The 15,680-nt window shown below is 70.0% G+C and carries 12 protein-coding genes; 9 read left to right on the forward strand and 3 right to left on the reverse strand.

Features of this window, described 5'->3' with window-relative positions:
* Window positions 1-6: 6 nt before the first annotated feature.
* Window positions 7-1,218, reverse strand: a complete 1,212-nt coding sequence (locus WFI00_RS13505; protein WP_336632651.1) for an alpha/beta fold hydrolase — start codon at window positions 1,216-1,218, stop codon at window positions 7-9.
* 185 nt (window positions 1,219-1,403) lie between these two features.
* On the opposite strand from WFI00_RS13505, the gene adhE reads away from it, so the two are divergent.
* The 4 genes from adhE (at window position 1,404) to WFI00_RS13525 (ending at window position 8,843) form a co-directional block, all read left to right on the forward strand.
* Window positions 1,404-4,136 carry a bifunctional acetaldehyde-CoA/alcohol dehydrogenase gene (gene adhE / locus WFI00_RS13510; protein ID WP_336632650.1) on the forward strand — a complete coding sequence of 911 codons (2,733 nt, stop codon included), beginning with the start codon at window positions 1,404-1,406 and terminating at the stop codon, window positions 4,134-4,136.
* A 227-nt stretch (window positions 4,137-4,363) separates the two neighbouring features.
* Entirely contained in the window at window positions 4,364-5,101 is a 738-nt protein-coding gene (locus WFI00_RS13515; protein WP_336632649.1) for a prepilin peptidase, read from the forward strand.
* Between the two features lie 78 nt (window positions 5,102-5,179).
* The gene (locus WFI00_RS13520) at window positions 5,180-6,193 is read left to right on the forward strand and encodes a YihY/virulence factor BrkB family protein (RefSeq protein WP_336632648.1); all 1,014 of its coding nucleotides are present in this window, start codon (window positions 5,180-5,182) and stop codon (window positions 6,191-6,193) included.
* Between the two features lie 175 nt (window positions 6,194-6,368).
* Entirely contained in the window at window positions 6,369-8,843 is a 2,475-nt protein-coding gene (locus WFI00_RS13525) for a glycogen/starch/alpha-glucan phosphorylase (RefSeq protein WP_336632739.1), read from the forward strand.
* A 55-nt stretch (window positions 8,844-8,898) separates the two neighbouring features.
* Here the strand turns inward: WFI00_RS13525 and WFI00_RS13530 are convergent, their stop codons facing one another.
* Both WFI00_RS13530 and WFI00_RS13535 read right to left on the reverse strand, forming a co-directional pair.
* Entirely contained in the window at window positions 8,899-9,630 is a 732-nt protein-coding gene (locus WFI00_RS13530; protein WP_336632647.1) for a glutamine amidotransferase, read from the reverse strand.
* Window positions 9,627-10,589, reverse strand: coding sequence for a LysR family transcriptional regulator (locus tag WFI00_RS13535; RefSeq protein WP_442928325.1), 963 nt, complete (start codon window positions 10,587-10,589; stop codon window positions 9,627-9,629). Before WFI00_RS13535 ends, WFI00_RS13530 begins: the two co-directional genes overlap by 4 nt.
* A gap of 147 nt (window positions 10,590-10,736) precedes the next feature.
* Between WFI00_RS13535 and WFI00_RS13540 the strand changes: the two genes are divergently transcribed.
* The 5 genes from WFI00_RS13540 to WFI00_RS13560 all read left to right on the forward strand — a co-directional run bounded on the left by WFI00_RS13540 (window position 10,737) and on the right by WFI00_RS13560 (window position 15,359).
* Window positions 10,737-11,711, forward strand: coding sequence for an NAD(P)-dependent oxidoreductase (locus WFI00_RS13540; RefSeq protein ID WP_336632646.1), 975 nt, complete (start codon window positions 10,737-10,739; stop codon window positions 11,709-11,711).
* Complete coding sequence (locus WFI00_RS13545; protein ID WP_336632645.1) at window positions 11,708-13,204, forward strand: CoA-acylating methylmalonate-semialdehyde dehydrogenase; 1,497 nt, start codon at window positions 11,708-11,710, stop codon at window positions 13,202-13,204. The genes WFI00_RS13540 and WFI00_RS13545 overlap by 4 nt, the downstream gene beginning before the upstream one ends.
* 97 nt (window positions 13,205-13,301) lie before the next feature.
* Window positions 13,302-13,529, forward strand: a complete 228-nt coding sequence (locus tag WFI00_RS13550; protein WP_336632644.1) for a response regulator — start codon at window positions 13,302-13,304, stop codon at window positions 13,527-13,529.
* The gene (locus WFI00_RS13555) at window positions 13,526-14,158 is read left to right on the forward strand and encodes a CYTH domain-containing protein (RefSeq protein ID WP_336632643.1); all 633 of its coding nucleotides are present in this window, start codon (window positions 13,526-13,528) and stop codon (window positions 14,156-14,158) included. Before WFI00_RS13550 ends, WFI00_RS13555 begins: the two co-directional genes overlap by 4 nt.
* 424 nt (window positions 14,159-14,582) lie before the next feature.
* Window positions 14,583-15,359, forward strand: coding sequence for a YfbU family protein (locus tag WFI00_RS13560; protein ID WP_336632642.1), 777 nt, complete (start codon window positions 14,583-14,585; stop codon window positions 15,357-15,359).
* Window positions 15,360-15,680: the final 321 nt, after the last annotated feature.

The raw sequence follows: 15,680 nt of genomic DNA on the forward strand, positions 1-15,680 counted from the left end.
GTCGGGCTAGATCCGGTGCGCGTCGAGCCAGGACATCAGCGCCGGCAGCGCGAGGTAGGCGACGGTGCCGTGGTCCGCGCCGCGGATCCGGTGGAACTCCACGTCGACGCCCTGCGACCTCTCGTGCGACACGAACGCCTCCGTCGCCGAGGGCACCACGAGGGTGTCGTCGAGGCCCTGCGCGACGAACAGCGGTGCGGCGAAGGACGTGCCGCCTGCCGAGTTCTCGGCGAGGAGCGTCGCCCACGGCTGGACGGTCCCCGGATCCGCCGTCACGAACCGGCCCACCAGCGGCTCGCCGATCTCGTGCAGTCGCCCGATGTTCGCCAGAAGACACAGGCGGTTCATCTCGGGCAGGATCCGCTGCGCGTCCGGCGTGAGGATGCGGTCGAGGGTCGCGCCGCGGTCCGCGTAGACCTGCGCGAAGGCGGAGAAGGCGTAGGAGCCGATCGTGACGCCGGAGATGTCGTCGATGTGGTCGCTGAGCAGCGCCGTGAGGTCGGCGGCCGGCGCCGCGACGGCGACGCCCTCGATCGACAGCTCCGGCGCGTACGCGGGAGCGCGCTCGGCGGCGAACAGCACGGCCTGGCCGCCCTGCGAGTGCCCCCAGAGGATCACGCGGTCCGAGGCGTGCGCCGCGCGCAGCTGCTGTGCCGCCCGCACGGCATCTAGCACCGCGTTGCCGCCGGTGTCGCCGACGAGGTACGAGTCGGGGCCCGCGGTCCCCATCCCGACGTAGTCGGTGGCGGCGATGGCGTAGCCGCGATCGAGGAGCAGTCGCATGCCTTCGATCAGCTGGAACGGATCGAAGCCGCGCGAGGGGGCGCACTCGGGGTCGGTGCCCGTCGTCGGGTGGCCCCAGGCGAGGACCGTCCGCCCGCCCGCCGGAGCGGGGCCGAGGGGCGCCACGACGACGCCGGTGGCGACGACGGCGCTGCCGTGCACGTCCGTGGTGCGGTACATCACGCGCCAGGCGCGCGCGTCGAACGGCACCCCGACGAGCTCCTCGCTGCGCACGAGCGTGCCGGGTGCGCCCTCGAGCGCATCCGCGGGCTGCGCGTAGAACGCGGCGAGGTTCCGCTGCTCGAGCGCGTCGCCCACGACCCGCGCCTCGGCGACGGCCACGAAGGCGGCGACGAGGGTGAGGGATGCGGCGAAGAACGCCGTCCAGGCGTGCCGGCGGCGTGCACGGCGCACCTGCGTCGGGACGGGTGCCATGGCGTGATCGTATCCTCCGCCGCGTCGTGCCGCGTCGTCTCCCGCCGTCTCCCCGTGACTCTCGCGACGCAGTCTTGTGTGGTCAGACCACATGTGCGATACTGGACCCAGTCAGGCCCGAGAGCCCTCGGACCCGGAAAGCGATGACGCGGACACCGCGTCCGCGCCGGGTAGGAGAACCCATCATGTCCACCTCGATCGATGCTCAGGTCGATGTCCTCGTCGATGGCGCGCAGAAAGCGCTCGCTGAGTACGCATCCTTCACGCAGGAGCAGGTCGACCACATCGTCCGCAAGGCGAGTGTCGCCGCGCTCCACTTCCACGGAGAGCTCGCCGTCATGGCGGTCGAAGAGACCGGCCGCGGCCTGTTCGAAGACAAGGCCGTGAAGAACATGTTCGCGTGCGAGCACGTGACGAACTCGATCATCAACCAGAAGACGGTCGGCGTGATCTCGCGCGACGAGATCACCGGCATCACCGAGATCGCCGACCCGGTGGGTGTCATCTGCGCCCTCACCCCGGTCACCAATCCGACCTCCACCGCGATCTTCAAGTCGCTCATCGCCCTGAAGACCCGCAACCCCATCGTCTTCGGCTTCCACCCCTCCGCGCAGAAGTGCTCGAGCGCCGCGGCGAAGATCGTGCGCGATGCCGCGATCGCCGCCGGTGCCCCGGAGAACTGCATCCAGTGGATCGAGGAGCCCTCCATGGAGGCGTCCGGCGCCCTCATGAACCACCCGGGCGTCGCCCTGATCCTCGCCACCGGCGGCAACGCCATGGTCCGCGCCGCGTACTCCTGCGGAAAGCCGGCCCTCGGGGTCGGCGCCGGCAACGTGCCGGCGTTCATCGAGCGCACCGCCAAGGTCGGTCGCGCGGTCAACGACATCGTCCTGTCGAAGTCGTTCGACATGGGGATGGTGTGCGCGAGCGAGCAGGCCGTCATCCTCGACGAGCCGATCGCCGCCGAGGCCCTCGCCGAGTTCGCCCGCCTGCACGCCTACACGGTCACGCCGGACGAGAAGCGGATGCTGGAGGAGTTCATCTTCGGCGTCGCGGCGAACAGCGAGAACTGCGCCGGCGCCAAGCTCAACCCCACGGTGGTCGGCCAGTCGCCGCAGTGGATCGCCGAGAAGGCGGGATTCACGGTCCCCGAGGACACGTCGATCATCCTCGCCGAGGTCTCCGGCGTCGGCCCGCACGAGCCGCTCACCCGTGAGAAGCTCGCCCCGGTCCTCGCCGTGCTGCGCGCCGCGACGCCGGCGGAGGGCATCGACCTCGCCCGTCAGATGGTCGACTTCGACGGCCTCGGCCACTCGGGCGCGATCCACTCCAACGACCAGGACGTCATCGCCGAGTTCGGCAAGGTCGTCAAGGCCGTCCGCATCATCGAGAACAGCCCGTCCGCGCTGGGCGGCATCGGCGACATCTACAACGCCTTCATGCCGAGCCTGACCCTCGGCTGCGGTTCCTACGGACACAACTCCGTCTCCAACAACGTCTCGGCGGTGAACCTCGTGAACATCAAGCGCATCGGTCGGCGCAACAACAACATGCAGTGGTTCAAGGTGCCCGCCAAGACCTACTTCGAGCCGAACGCCGTCCGTTACCTCACCGACATGCGCGGCGTCGAGCGGGTCACGATCGTCACGGACGAGACCATGACCAAGCTCGGCTACGTCGACAAGATCATGGACGTGCTCAACCGTCGCGAGAACCGCGTCCAGGTGCAGCTGATCAACACGGTCAAGCCCGAGCCCAAGGTCTCCGAGGTGCGCGCCGGATCCGAGCTGATGCGTCAGTTCCAGCCCGACACGATCGTCGCCCTCGGCGGCGGGTCCCCGATGGACGCCGCCAAGGTCATGTGGCTGCTCTACGAGCACCCCGAGATCGAGTTCTCCGACCTGGGCGAGAAGTTCTTCGACGTGCGCAAGCGCGCGTTCAAGTTCCCCGAGCTCGGCAAGATGGCGAAGCTCGTCTGCATCCCCACCACCTCGGGAACCGGGTCGGAGATGACGCCGTTCGCGGTCATCACGGACGACGAGAGCGGTATGAAGTACCCGCTCGCCGACTACGCCCTGACCCCGTCTGTGGCGATCATCGACCCCGTCCTCACGAAGATGCTGCCGGGCTTCCTCGTCGCCGACGCCGGCTTCGACGCGCTGACCCACGCCACCGAGGCGTTCGTCTCCGTCTACGCCAACGACTACACCGACGGTCTCTGCCTGCACGCCATCAAGCTGATCTTCGAGAACATCGAGCGCAGCACGAAGGCGCAGCCGAACTCGACCGACGCCGACGACATCAAGGCGCGCGAGAAGATGCACAACGCCGCATCCATCTCGGGCATGGCCTTCGGCAACGCGTTCCTCGGGATCGTGCACGCGATGGCGCACGTGACCGGAGCGACGTACCACCTGGTGCACGGACGCACGAACGCGGTGTACCTGCCGCACGTGATCCGCTACAACGGCAAGGTGCCGACCAAGCTCACCAGCTGGCCGAAGTACGAGCGCTACGTCGCTCCCGAGCGCTTCCAGGAGATCGCGAAGCACCTGGGTCTGCCGGCGTCGACTCCCGAGGAGGGCGTGGAGAGCTACGCCCGCGCCGTCGAGGAGCTGCGCGACCGGGTCGGCATCGAGCGGTCGTTCCAGCAGCAGGGCGTCGACGAGACGACGTTCATCGCCGGGCTCCACGACCTCGCACTCGCCGCCTATCGCGACCAGTGCGCGCCGGCCAACCCGCGGATGCCGATGATCGAGGACATGAAGACGCTCATGGAGGCCGCGTACTACGGCACCTCCTTCGAGCAGGTCCGCGCGGCTCGCGCAGGGGCTCAGGTCGAGAGCGACGCCGTCACCGGCGCCGTCCCGACGGTCAAGGCCGCGAAGGGCGCGCGTCGCACGAAGACGACCGCCTGACGCAGAAGGCGACCCCGTCGCGGCGGGGTTGTGCGTCGAGTCACATCGACCGAGGGGCCGGGGGAGCATACCCGGCCCCTTCGCCGTGCCCGGCGCGGGTCAGAACGGCGGCGGACAGGGCTGGATCCGAGCCTGTCCGCACGGGCGGCCTGTGGACGGATCGAGCGACCGGCCGCCTCGATCGGTACCGTGGCCGCGCCGCCGCACCGTCGACCGCGAGGAGGACCATGTCGCCGCTGCCCATCGTCGCCGCGGGTCTCGTCGGGCTGATCGTCGGGTGGGTCGTCGCGCACCTCCTCTCGCGGGCTCGGCGCGGGTCGCCGCCTCTCGCCCCGTCGCTCGCGGGGCGTCGGACGATCTGCGGGATCGGAACGGCGGGGGCGTTCGCCGCGGTGACGTGGTGGATGCTGTCGTGCGCTGGACCGCCCGGAGTGCCTGGCACGCCCGGCATCGACGGAGCGGCGCCGGCCGCGATCCTGCTCGCATACCTCGTCCTGGCCGCCGGGGGAGTCGTGCTCGCGCTCGTCGATCTGGACACCCACCGGCTGCCCGATGCGCTCGTGCTGCCGGGGTACGCGGTGCTGCCGGGCCTGCTGAGCGCCGCGGTCCTGTTCGGTGCTCCGCCCGAGGCGCTCGTGCGTGCCCTGTGCGGGGGCGCGGCCGTGTTCTCGTTCTACGCGCTCCTCCGGGCGATCCGACCGGGCGCCATGGGCGGCGGTGACGTCAAGCTCTCCGGGGTGCTCGGCATCGCCCTCGGCTTCGCGGGGTGGAACGCCCTGATCGTCGGTGCGGTCGCGGCCTTCGTTCTGGGCGGGGCCGTCGGCGTCGCGCTCCTCGCCGTCCGGCGTGCTCACCTGCAGACGGCTCTGCCCTTCGGGCCGTGGATGATCCTCGGCGCGTGGATCGGGCTGTTCGCGGGCGAGCACCTCGTCCTTCCCGTCCGCGCCGCTCCGCTCGCCGGCTGACGAAGACGGGTCGGCGGGAGGCATCCGTCCGTGTCAAGGCCCCGCGGCGGTCTTCCCGAGGCGCATATCCTGGGCGGCATGGACATCTCCCGAGTGATCGCGCGGGTCCTGTCGCTGACCCCGGTGCGGGCGTTCCTGCGCTACAGCGAGCGACGCGGCGCGATGCTGGCCGACAGCGTGACGTATCGCGCGCTCTTCAGCGTCTTCGCCGCGGTGCTGCTCGGATTCTCGATCGCAGCGCTGTGGCTGGGCAACGACCCGGTCGCCTGGCAGGCGCTCATCGCCGCAGTCGACCGCGCCGTCCCCGGCCTCGTCGGCGAGGGCGGGCTCATCGACCCCGACAAGATCTCCGCACCCGGAGGACTGACGGTCGCGGGGGTCATCGCCGCGGTCGGTCTGATCGGTGCGGCGATCGGCGCCATCGGCTCGCTGCGCACGGCGATGCGCATCATCTGCGACCAGGGCACCGACGACGTGCCGTTCTGGCTCGTGATGCTCCGCAACGTCGGCCTCGCGATCGGCGCGGGCGGCGCGCTCGCGATCTCCGCCGCGGTGACGATGATCGGAACCGCGGGCCTCGGCCTCGTCGCGAGCTGGCTGGGCGTGGGATCCGACGACGCGATCGTGACGTGGGGCGGGCGTCTGGTCGCGATCCTCGCGACCTTCGTGCTCGACGCCGTCGCCGTCGCGGCGCTCTTCCGCGTGCTGTCGGGGGTGCGCGCCCCCGCGCGCGCCCTGTGGACCGGGTCGCTCCTCGGCGCCGTCGCCCTCACGGTGCTGCAGCAGCTGTCGGGCCTGTTCGTCGGCGGCGCGACGTCGAACCCGCTCCTCGCCTCGTTCGCCGCGCTCATCGCCCTCCTGCTCTGGTTCAACCTGTCGGCGCAGGTGATCCTCATCGCGACGGCCTACATCGTGACGCTCGTGCGTGAGCGCGAGGACCGCGTCCGCGAGCGGTTCGGCGCCTCGACCTTCGCCGAGCGCCGAGTGCAGCAGAGCGAGAACGCCGTGTCGATGGCGACGGTCGAGCTCGAGGCCGCGCGCGCCGCCCTGGCGGAGGAGCGGGAGAAGTCCGCGGACGCCGCCCGGCGATGAGACGGGTTCCCTCGGGACCCCGCGCCGTACGTCGGTGACGCGGAACCGCGCCCGGCGGTGACGGGAGTGTAAATTCTCCGCTTCTGCCGGTCGGGATCGACCGGCGGCCATAGCCGCAGTGTGTAGTTTCTTGTACGTGACAGCATCCGACAGCACACCCGCCGCTTCGCACCCGCTGGGTGCCACGCACCCTCTGGCCCTCGCTCCCGTCACGGGTCCGGCGAGCTCGGTCGACGGCTTCGTCCGTCAGTTCCTGCGCAACCTCAACTACGAGCGCGGTGTCGCCCTGTCGTCGGCGAGCGCCAACGACCGCTACGTCGCCTTCGCGATGACGGTGCGCGACTACCTGATGGCCCGCTGGCTCGAGGACGTCAAACGGCAGCGGGACGCGCAGGCCAAGGGCGTCGCCTACCTCTCGGCCGAGTACCTGCTGGGGCGTCAGCTCGACAACAACCTGCTCGCCAGCGGGCTCACCGAGATCGCCACCGAGGCGATGGCGGCCTGCGGCATCGACATCGACGACCTGCGCGCACTGGAGGTCGAGCCGGGCCTGGGCAACGGGGGACTGGGTCGCCTCGCGGCCTGCTTCATCGACTCGCTCGCGACGCTGGGCGTCCCGAACACCGGCTACGGCATCCGCTACGAGTACGGCATCTTCCGCCAGACCTTCGAGGGCGGCCAGCAGGTCGAGCAGCCCGACGCGTGGTTGACGCTCGGCTCCCCGTGGGAGTTCCCCCACCCCGAGGCCTCGCGCCGCATCTCCTTCGGCGGCCACACCGAGACCTACGACGACGAGGGCACCCCGCGCACGCGGTGGGTGCCGGGCTGGCACGTCCAGGCCGTGCCGTACAACTACATGGTGCCGGGCTACCTCAACGGGCGCGTGAACACGCTGCGGCTGTGGAGCGCGAAGGCGACCGACTCGTTCGACCTGCGCGTGTTCAACTCGGGCGACTACGAAGAGGCCGTGCGCGCGCAGACCTTCGCCGAGAACATCTCCAAGGTGCTCTACCCCGAGGACTCCACCCCGCAGGGCAAGGAGCTCCGTCTGCAGCAGCAGTACTTCTTCGTCGCCGCATCGATCGGCGACTTCCTCGAGCACACCCTGCCCGCCGACTTCGACCTCGAGCGCCTGCCCGACCGCGTCATCTTCCAGCTGAACGACACGCACCCGGTGATCGGCGTGCCCGAGCTCATGCGGGTGCTCGTCGACGAGAAGAAGATGGAGTGGGAGGACGCCTGGGCCATCACCCGGGAGTGCTTCGCCTACACGTGCCACACGCTTCTCCCCGAGGCTCTCGAGGTGTGGTCGGTCGACCTGCTCGGCCGGCTCCTGCCGCGGCATCTGGAGATCATCTACCGCATCAACGACGAGTTCCTCGCCGAGGTCCGGGAGCGCTTCGGCGACGATGAGATGCGCATCCGCAACATGTCGATCATCGGCGAGTTCCCCGAGCGCAGCGTCCGGATGGCGTACCTCGCCACGGTCGCCGGAGCGAAGGTCAACGGCGTCGCCGAGCTGCACTCCCAGCTGCTGCGCGACAAGGTGCTGCCCGACTTCAGCGAGTTCTTCCCGGAGAAGTTCACGAACGTGACCAACGGCGTGACCCCGCGCCGTTTCGTCAAGCTCGCGAACCCGGGCCTGTCGGACCTCATCACCGAGGCGATCGGCGCGGGATGGCTCACCGACCTGGAGCGTCTGCGCGAACTCGAGACGTACGCCGAGGACCCGCAGTTCCGTGCGGCGTTCGCGGAGGTCAAGGCGGCCAACAAGCGTCGCCTCGGCGATGTGCTGCGCGCGCGCGACGGGTTCGAGGTCAGCGACGGCCACCTGCTCGACGTCATGGTCAAGCGACTCCACGAGTACAAGCGCCAGATGCTCAAGGTGCTCCACGTCGTCACGCAGTACGAGTCGATCGTGTCCGGACGGGTCGCGGCATCCGACATCCAGCCGCGCACGGTCATCTTCGGGGCCAAGGCGGCGCCGGGCTATGCGATGGCCAAGCGGATCATCCATCTCATCAACGCGGTCGGCGAGACCGTGAACGCCGACCCCCGGGTCGAGGGACGCCTGAAGGTCCTGTTCCCGCCGAACTACAACGTCACGCTCGCCGAGCGCGTGATCCCGGCCGCCGACCTCTCCGAGCAGATCTCGCTGGCGGGCAAGGAGGCATCCGGAACCGGCAACATGAAGTTCGCGCTCAACGGGGCGCTCACGATCGGCACGGACGACGGCGCGAACGTCGAGATCCGTGAGCTCGTCGGGGACGACAACTTCTTCCTGTTCGGCATGAGCGAGCCGGAGGTCGAGGCGCTGTGGGCGCGCGGCTACCGGCCGGCGGACTTCTACCAGGGCGACGAGAACCTGCGCCGCGCGATGGACCTCATCGCCTCGGGGGCCTTCTCGGGCGGCGATCGCAGCGTGTTCGAGCCCATCGTGTCGAACCTGCTGTACGACGACCGCTTCATGGTGCTGGCGGACTACTCCTCCTACGTCGCGGCCCAGCAGCGCGTAGACGACGCGTACGCCGACCAGGACGCGTGGACCCACGCCGCGATCCTCAACGTCGCCCGCTGCGGGTTCTTCTCCTCCGACCGATCGATGCGCGACTACATCGACCGCATCTGGCACACGCCGCCCGTCATCTGACGGGAACGGCGATCGCCCGGGTCCGACCAGCCGTGTCGGCCCCGGGCGATGTGCGTCAGCGCGCGTAGCGCTCGGCGAACGCGCGGAGGATCCGTCCGGTGTGGATGACGGGACGCTCGCGCACCGCGGCGAGGGTGCGGTCGAGCTCGCCGTCGCCGAAGTATCCGTGGTGCGCGTACGCGCGGATCCGCGTGGAGATCCCCTCCACGTCGAGCTCGGGGTGGAACTGGGTCGCGTAGACGTTGGATCCGACCCGGAACATCTGCACCGGGCAGGCGGAACCTCGCACGAGCAGGGTCGCGTCGGCCGGCAGCAGGGAGATCGCCTCCTTGTGGCCGACGAACGCCGTGAAGGTGTCGGGCAGGCCCTGGAGAAGCGGATCGACGGCCCCGGCGGGTGTCCGTTCGACCTCGATGACGCTGATGGGCTCGCGGTACGTGCCGTCGATGGTCGCGCCGAGGAAGGCGCCGACCGTGCCGATGCCGTAGCAGGCGCCCAGGAACGGGAAGTCGCGCGCGACGACCTCGTCCAGCAGCCCCGCGAACTCCGCCTCGACGCGGTGCTGGACGGCGGACTTCTTCTCCGGCGGATCCGACGCGTTGAACGGGCCGCCGCCGACGAAGATGCCGGACCAGTCGTCGAGGTCGATGTCTCCGAGGGGCCCCGCCTCCAGACGCACGCGCACGAGCTCGGGCGTGGCGAGTCCCGTGTAGCGGAGGAACAGGTCGTACTCCTCGTCGGCCGGGACGTCCTCGGCGCGCGTGGCGAGCAGCAGGAAGGGCTTCACGCACTCTCCTCGTGGTCGTGGTCGTGGTCGTGGTCGTGGTCGTGGTCGGTCATGCCGCGCGCGGCGGCCCGTTCCTGCGTCACCCGGATGGACGAGGCGATCGCCGCGAGCGCCGCCGCCACCGCGGGGTTGCGCGCGCCCTCGTCGCGAGCCACCGCCCAGTAGGCGAGGGGGTGCGCGTACTCTCCGTCGAGGATCCGCACGAGTCGCGGGTCCTCGTCGCCGAGGAAGTCGGGGAGGATGCCGACGCCCGCTCCGGCCGCCGTGGCCTCGATGTGGGCGAACACGTTCGTCGAGCGCAGCGACGGGGGAGAGTGGGGAAGACCCTCGAGCGCTCGATCCAGCTCGTCGACCTGCAGGGCGCTCTCCACGTAGTACACCACCGGATGCCCCGCCAGCGCGGCGAGCGTCGCCGGTGCTCCGTGCGCGGCGAGGTACCGCGGCGCGGCGTAGAGGCGTAGCGCGTACGCGCAGACCGGGGTCGCGTAGGCGCGGACGACCTGGGGACGTCCGACGACGATCTCGAGATCGACGCCGGACCTGTTCTGGCGCACCCGCTGGGTCGCCGAGAGCAGCTCGACGGCGAGGTCGGGATGGTCCTCGCGCAGCGCCGTCATCGCGGGAGCGAGGAAGACCGCGGTGAAGGCATCGGGCGCGGAGATGCGGACCATCCCGTGCAGTGCGTCCGTCCCCTCTCCGTCCACGAGCTCGCGGACGGACCCCTCGATCCGCTCCGCGATCGCGACGGCGCGGCGCCCGAGGTCGGTGAGCTCCCATCCTCCCGCACCGCGGACGAGCACCCGCCCGCCCATGGCGGACTCGAGCGTCGCGATGCGTCGGGAGACCGTGGAATGGTTGACGCCCAGGGCCTCCGCCGCCGCCGTGTAGCGCCCCAGCCGCGCGACCGGCAGGAAGGTCATCAGAGCCTCCAGCGGGGGCCCCGGCACAGTGGTGGGCACGTCGCCAGTGTGCATGAATGCACGGACGGCGTGCAAGTCTGGCGCGTCGATGTGCGTTGATCGCGGATGGGGGCGTGCCTAGAGTGACCTCGAGGTCGCACGGACCACGCGGTCTCACGGACCTTCGACGACGCAGGGAGCCGGACCATGTCGACCATCGCCTTCATTGGACTCGGCAGGATGGGTGCGCGGATGGCGGGACATCTCGTCGCCGCCGGAGACGCCGTGCGCGGTGTCGAGGTGGATCCCCGCGCCGCGACGGCAGCGGCCGCACGGGGGGTCGCGATCGTCGGGTCCCTCGCCGAGGCCCTCGACGGCGCGGATGCCTGCGTGACGTCGCTGCCGACGCCGGAAATCGTCCGCGCCGTCTACGGCGGCGAGGACGGCATCCTCGCCCGAGCGGACGGCGACACCCTGCTGATGGACACCTCGACCGTCGATGTGGAGACGTCCCGCTGGTGCCACGCGGCGGCGCGCGAGCGGGGACTCGCCTTCGTCGACGCGCCTGTCTCGGGCGGGACGGCCGGGGCCGAGGCCCACACCCTCACCTTCATGCTCGGCGGCCTCCCGGTCGACGTCGAGCGCGCGCGCCCGTTCGTCGCCCCGATGGCCGGCCACGTGATCGCCTGCGGTGGGCCCGGGGCGGGGATCGCCGCCAAGCTCGTGAACAACATGATGCTGTTCATCTCCGTCATGGCCGTGGCCGAGGGCTCGCAGCTCGCCGAGCGTCTCGGCCTGGACGCGCGGGTGTTCTGGGACGTGGCACGGGTCTCCTCGGGCGACTCGTGGGCGCTGCGCACGTGGTACCCCGTCCCGGGAGTCGTCGACACCGCCGCCGCGGGGCGCAACTTCGACGCGACGTTCTCGGTCGACCTGGCACGCAAGGACTGCGCCCTGGCGGTGCGCGCGGGGGAGGAGACGGGAGTCCGGGTGCCGGCGGCGGTTCTCGCCCTCTCGCAGCTCGACGAGCTCGTCGACCGCGGCCTCGGCGGGAAGGACTGCACCCTCGTCGCCCTGCTCGCCTCGCCCGACGGTGCACTGCGCGGCTACGACCCCGCCCGCGACGTCGAGGCGTCCGCGCCCATCCATCCCGCGACCGACCGAACCGAGGATCTCCCGTGACCGAGCCCGCCCCCACCCTCATCCCGCACGTCGTCGGCGGTCGCCGGATCGCCCCCGACGGGCGCACCGGTCCGGTCCTCGATCCGGCGACCGGCATCCGTACCGGCGAGGTCGGCCTCGCCTCGGCCGACATGGTCCACGAGGTGGCCCGACTCGCCGCGGACGCGCAGCGCGGGTGGCGCGAGACGGGCCTCGGCGCGCGGCAGCGCGTGATGTTCCGCCTCCGGGAGATCGTCTCGGCGCGCGCGGAGGAGCTGGCCCGCATCATCACCGCCGAGCACGGCAAGACCGTCCCGGACGCGCTCGGCGAGGTCGCGCGCGGCCTGGAGAACGTCGAGTTCTGCACGAACCTCATGCACCACCTGAAAGGGGACTACGCCGAGCAGGTGTCCGCCGGGGTCGACGTGCACCAGGTGCGGCAGCCCGTCGGCGTCGTCGCCTGCATCACGCCGTTCAACTTCCCCGCGATGGTGCCGCTGTGGATGGTGACGACGGCGATCGCCGCGGGCAACGCGGTCATCCTCAAGCCGAGCGAGCGCGACCCCTCGGCGGCGGTGTGGCTGGCCGAGGCGTTCGCCGAAGCGGGGCTGCCGGACGGCGTGCTCAACGTCGTCCACGGCGACCGGGAGGCCGTCGACGCGATCCTCGACGATCCCGTCATCCGGGCGGTGTCGTTCGTCGGGTCCACGCCGATCGCCCGACACGTCTACGCCCGGGCCGCGGAGCGCGGCAAGCGCGTGCAGGCGCTCGGCGGCGCGAAGAACCACATGATCGTGATGCCGGATGCCGATCTCGACGTCGCCGCGGACGCCGCCGTCTCGGCCGGGTACGGCTCGGCGGGGGAGAGGTGCATGGCGGTCTCGGTCGTCGTGGCGGTCGGCGAGATCGCCGACGAGCTCGTCGAGAAGATCGCCGAGCGGATCCCCTCGGTCACGGTCGGAGACGGCGCGGCCCCGGGGGTGGAGATGGGACCGCTCATCACGCGGGAGGCGCTCGAACGGGTCACCGCGTTCGTCGCGGGAGCCGCGGGCGAGGGCGCCCGCGTCGTCATCGACGGCCGTGAGCTGCCGGTGCCGAGCGGGGGCTTCTTCATCGGACCCTCGCTCATCGACGACGTGGACCCGGGAATGCGGGTGTACGACGAGGAGATCTTCGGCCCCGTGCTGTCCGTCGTGCGCGTGGCCACCTACGACGAGGCGGTCGCCCTCGTCAATGCGAACCGTCACGCGAACGGCACCGCACTGTTCACCCGCGACGGCGGGACCGCGCGCCGGTTCGAGGTCGACATCGAGGTCGGGATGGTCGGTGTCAACGTGCCGATCCCGGTGCCGGTGGGGGCCTTCTCCTTCGGCGGGTGGAAGGACTCGCTGTTCGGAGACGCGCACATGTACGGTCCCGAGGCGTTCACCTTCTACACCCGCAGCAAGGTCGTCACCACGCGGTGGCCCGAGCCGAGCGAGAGCCAGATCAGTCTGGGATTTCCCACGCACTGAATGAGCGGACGGCCCCGTCCGGACGCGGCGACGCCTCGCGGCTGATGTCCGGCCTCGCGGCTATGGTGGAGGCATCCATCCCGATTCGGAGGTCATCATGGCGATCGCACGACTGCACGGAGGCCCGCTCGACGGGCAGGTCCTGCCCCTCGAGGACGCCTCGCAGGACACCCTGATCATGCCCTACAGCGAGACGCAGGTCGTCTACGAGCGCGCGGGGTCGCCGGAGAACACCGGCGAGGCCGACGGCCCCACCTCCAGCGACTTCCACTACGTCGAGGCCGAGGACGACATCGATCCCGATCCCGACGGCCGCGACGAGTGAGCGCACCTTCGCGCTCGCTGGAGATCGAGCTCACCTTCGACGTCGACGCGGACACCCCGCTGCCCGCGCTGGAGCGGCTGCCGGGCGTAGCGGCAATGCGGGGCCCGGAGCGGCGCGAGCTCGATGCCCGCTACTTCGACGTGCCCGGATATGTCCTCGGACGAGCGGGCTACGCCGTCCGCCGGCGGACCGGCGGCCCCGATGCGGGCTGGCACATCAAGGGCCCCAAGGGTGTCGAGGGCGGGCGCGTCGAGACCCACTGGCCGCTCGATGCGGCCGAGGGGGGCGCTCCCGGCATCCCGTCCGCCGTCCTCGCGGCCGTGGAGGGCATCGCCCCGGGGCCGCTGGCCCCGATCGCCCGCATCCGCAACGACCGCCACGCGTACGCCCTCGTGGACGACGCCGGCCGTGTCGTGGCGGAATTCGTCGACGACCACGTCGACGCGATCGACGAGGCCCGGGGGGTGCACACCTCGTGGCGCGAGTGGGAGATCGAGCTGGGCGAGGCCGCTCCCTCCTCGCCGGACGACCGCGCCGCGCTGTTCGCCGCGGCGGCGGAGCTCGTCGCCCGGGTCGGGGGCCGCCCCGCGGCATCCGACTCCAAGCTGGCCCGCGCGCTCGGCGCCTGACGGCGGAAACCGCTGACGCCGCCCCCGGCTTCGGTTGGGGCGGCGTCAGTCGTGGGAGTCAGCGTACTCCCGACATGCATGCGATCACATACGTGCGAGCGGACTCACAGGTTGATCTTCTGTGCTCCCTGTATCCGTGCTCGATGCACGTGCCATCCATGAATACGGCAGAAAAACGCGGAAGTTGAGGCGTTCCAGCGAGATTTCGGGCCTCGCGGCTCCGCGCTGGTCCATGCGCAAGACGAGGGCGAGATGACTGGGGATGAATGAAGATGACTCGTGCTTGCTGGGCTAGAGCGTAGGTTTCGACGGCCCGTCGCCCAACTCTTGTGTCGCCCCAGAACGACTCATTTGATGCGCTCGACACTCAGGCGTGTATGACGCGTGTATAGTAGTTGTCATACGCGCACATGAGGAGGGTGGTATGGCGGTTCTGAACATCAGGGTCGAGGACTACGTTCGCGACATCCTGAAGGGCAAGGCTGATGACGAGGGCGTGACCATCAGCGAGTATGTTCGTGACCTCCTCATGGCTGCGATCATTCCGGTGGGGACGGCCGCGGCCATCGAGCACGGTGACGAACCTGCGCCGAAGACGATGAATCTGTTCGAGCGGCAGGTCCTCGCAGGGATCCATCGCATCCTGGCGCATGTAGTGCCGGAGGACGGCCATGACGAGGACGGCAATTTCGACTACCAGATCATGCGCGCGAAGATCCTCGAGGAGGGTTACACCGGCCAGTACTGGTTCACAACGGCAGGCTTCAGCACGGAGTTGTCGAAACACGATTGCGACCGCGTCATCGATGTCCTCGACATGTTTCGGATCATCACGTACAGCATCGAAGACCTCGCGAAAGCGGGTACGCCGATCGATGACGAGCTCCACCAGGATCTTGAGTTCGAAGGTTTCGATCACAACGACGCGCTCGAGGGGCATATGGCGAGCTACGTGCGGTTTCTTATGAGCGACGAGCGCAAGTGGGAGGAACTCCGGCCTCAGCTCGAGCGGCATGACAACGGGAACTCCCACATGCGCAAGCTCGGCGTGTACGACCGGATGCTGGCGGAGTACCGGCGCATCATGGATGGTCGGGAGCGCGGCTATCGGCGAGACCGCTACCTGCTGTCGCATGACGAACTCGTGCAGATCACGGAGGCGCAGACACACCCGTCGCACCGCCGGAAAGCGCAGGACTGATTGTGGCATCGGGGGGAGGCATCTGTGCATCGCGTCGTGGTATTCTTGCAGCATCACGACCGGTTCCGCCTACCTCGGTAGGTCCAGGGCCGGTCTTCATTTTGCATGGACGGTCCGCATGCACGGCGTGGTGAAGGCGTACCGAAGCTACGAGGATCAGGTCGCGCTACTCGCGGAACGTGGCATGGACGTTGGCGACCATGACGTTGCTGGGCCGCCCCCTTCATTCGGTCCGGTCGCTGTGCGAGTCGTCGGTTTCCGATTGATGGGTGCATTGCCGAGCGTAGTCGACGGGTGCGAGGTAGCCGAGCGATGAATGCC

Source organism: Microbacterium sp. MMO-56 (assembly GCF_037146215.1).
Classification (GTDB): domain Bacteria; phylum Actinomycetota; class Actinomycetes; order Actinomycetales; family Microbacteriaceae; genus Microbacterium.

What these genes read in the sequence shown, in the direction of transcription:
- WFI00_RS13505 (WP_336632651.1), bottom strand. Translation starts at nt 1,218, where the DNA reads ATGGCACCCGTCCCGACGCAGGTGCGCCGTGCACGCCGCCGGCACGCC.
- adhE (WP_336632650.1), top strand. Translation starts at nt 1,404, where the DNA reads ATGTCCACCTCGATCGATGCTCAGGTCGATGTCCTCGTCGATGGCGCG.
- WFI00_RS13515 (WP_336632649.1), top strand. Translation starts at nt 4,364, where the DNA reads ATGTCGCCGCTGCCCATCGTCGCCGCGGGTCTCGTCGGGCTGATCGTC.
- WFI00_RS13520 (WP_336632648.1), top strand. Translation starts at nt 5,180, where the DNA reads ATGGACATCTCCCGAGTGATCGCGCGGGTCCTGTCGCTGACCCCGGTG.
- WFI00_RS13540 (WP_336632646.1), top strand. Translation starts at nt 10,737, where the DNA reads ATGTCGACCATCGCCTTCATTGGACTCGGCAGGATGGGTGCGCGGATG.
- WFI00_RS13550 (WP_336632644.1), top strand. Translation starts at nt 13,302, where the DNA reads ATGGCGATCGCACGACTGCACGGAGGCCCGCTCGACGGGCAGGTCCTG.
- WFI00_RS13560 (WP_336632642.1), top strand. Translation starts at nt 14,583, where the DNA reads ATGGCGGTTCTGAACATCAGGGTCGAGGACTACGTTCGCGACATCCTG.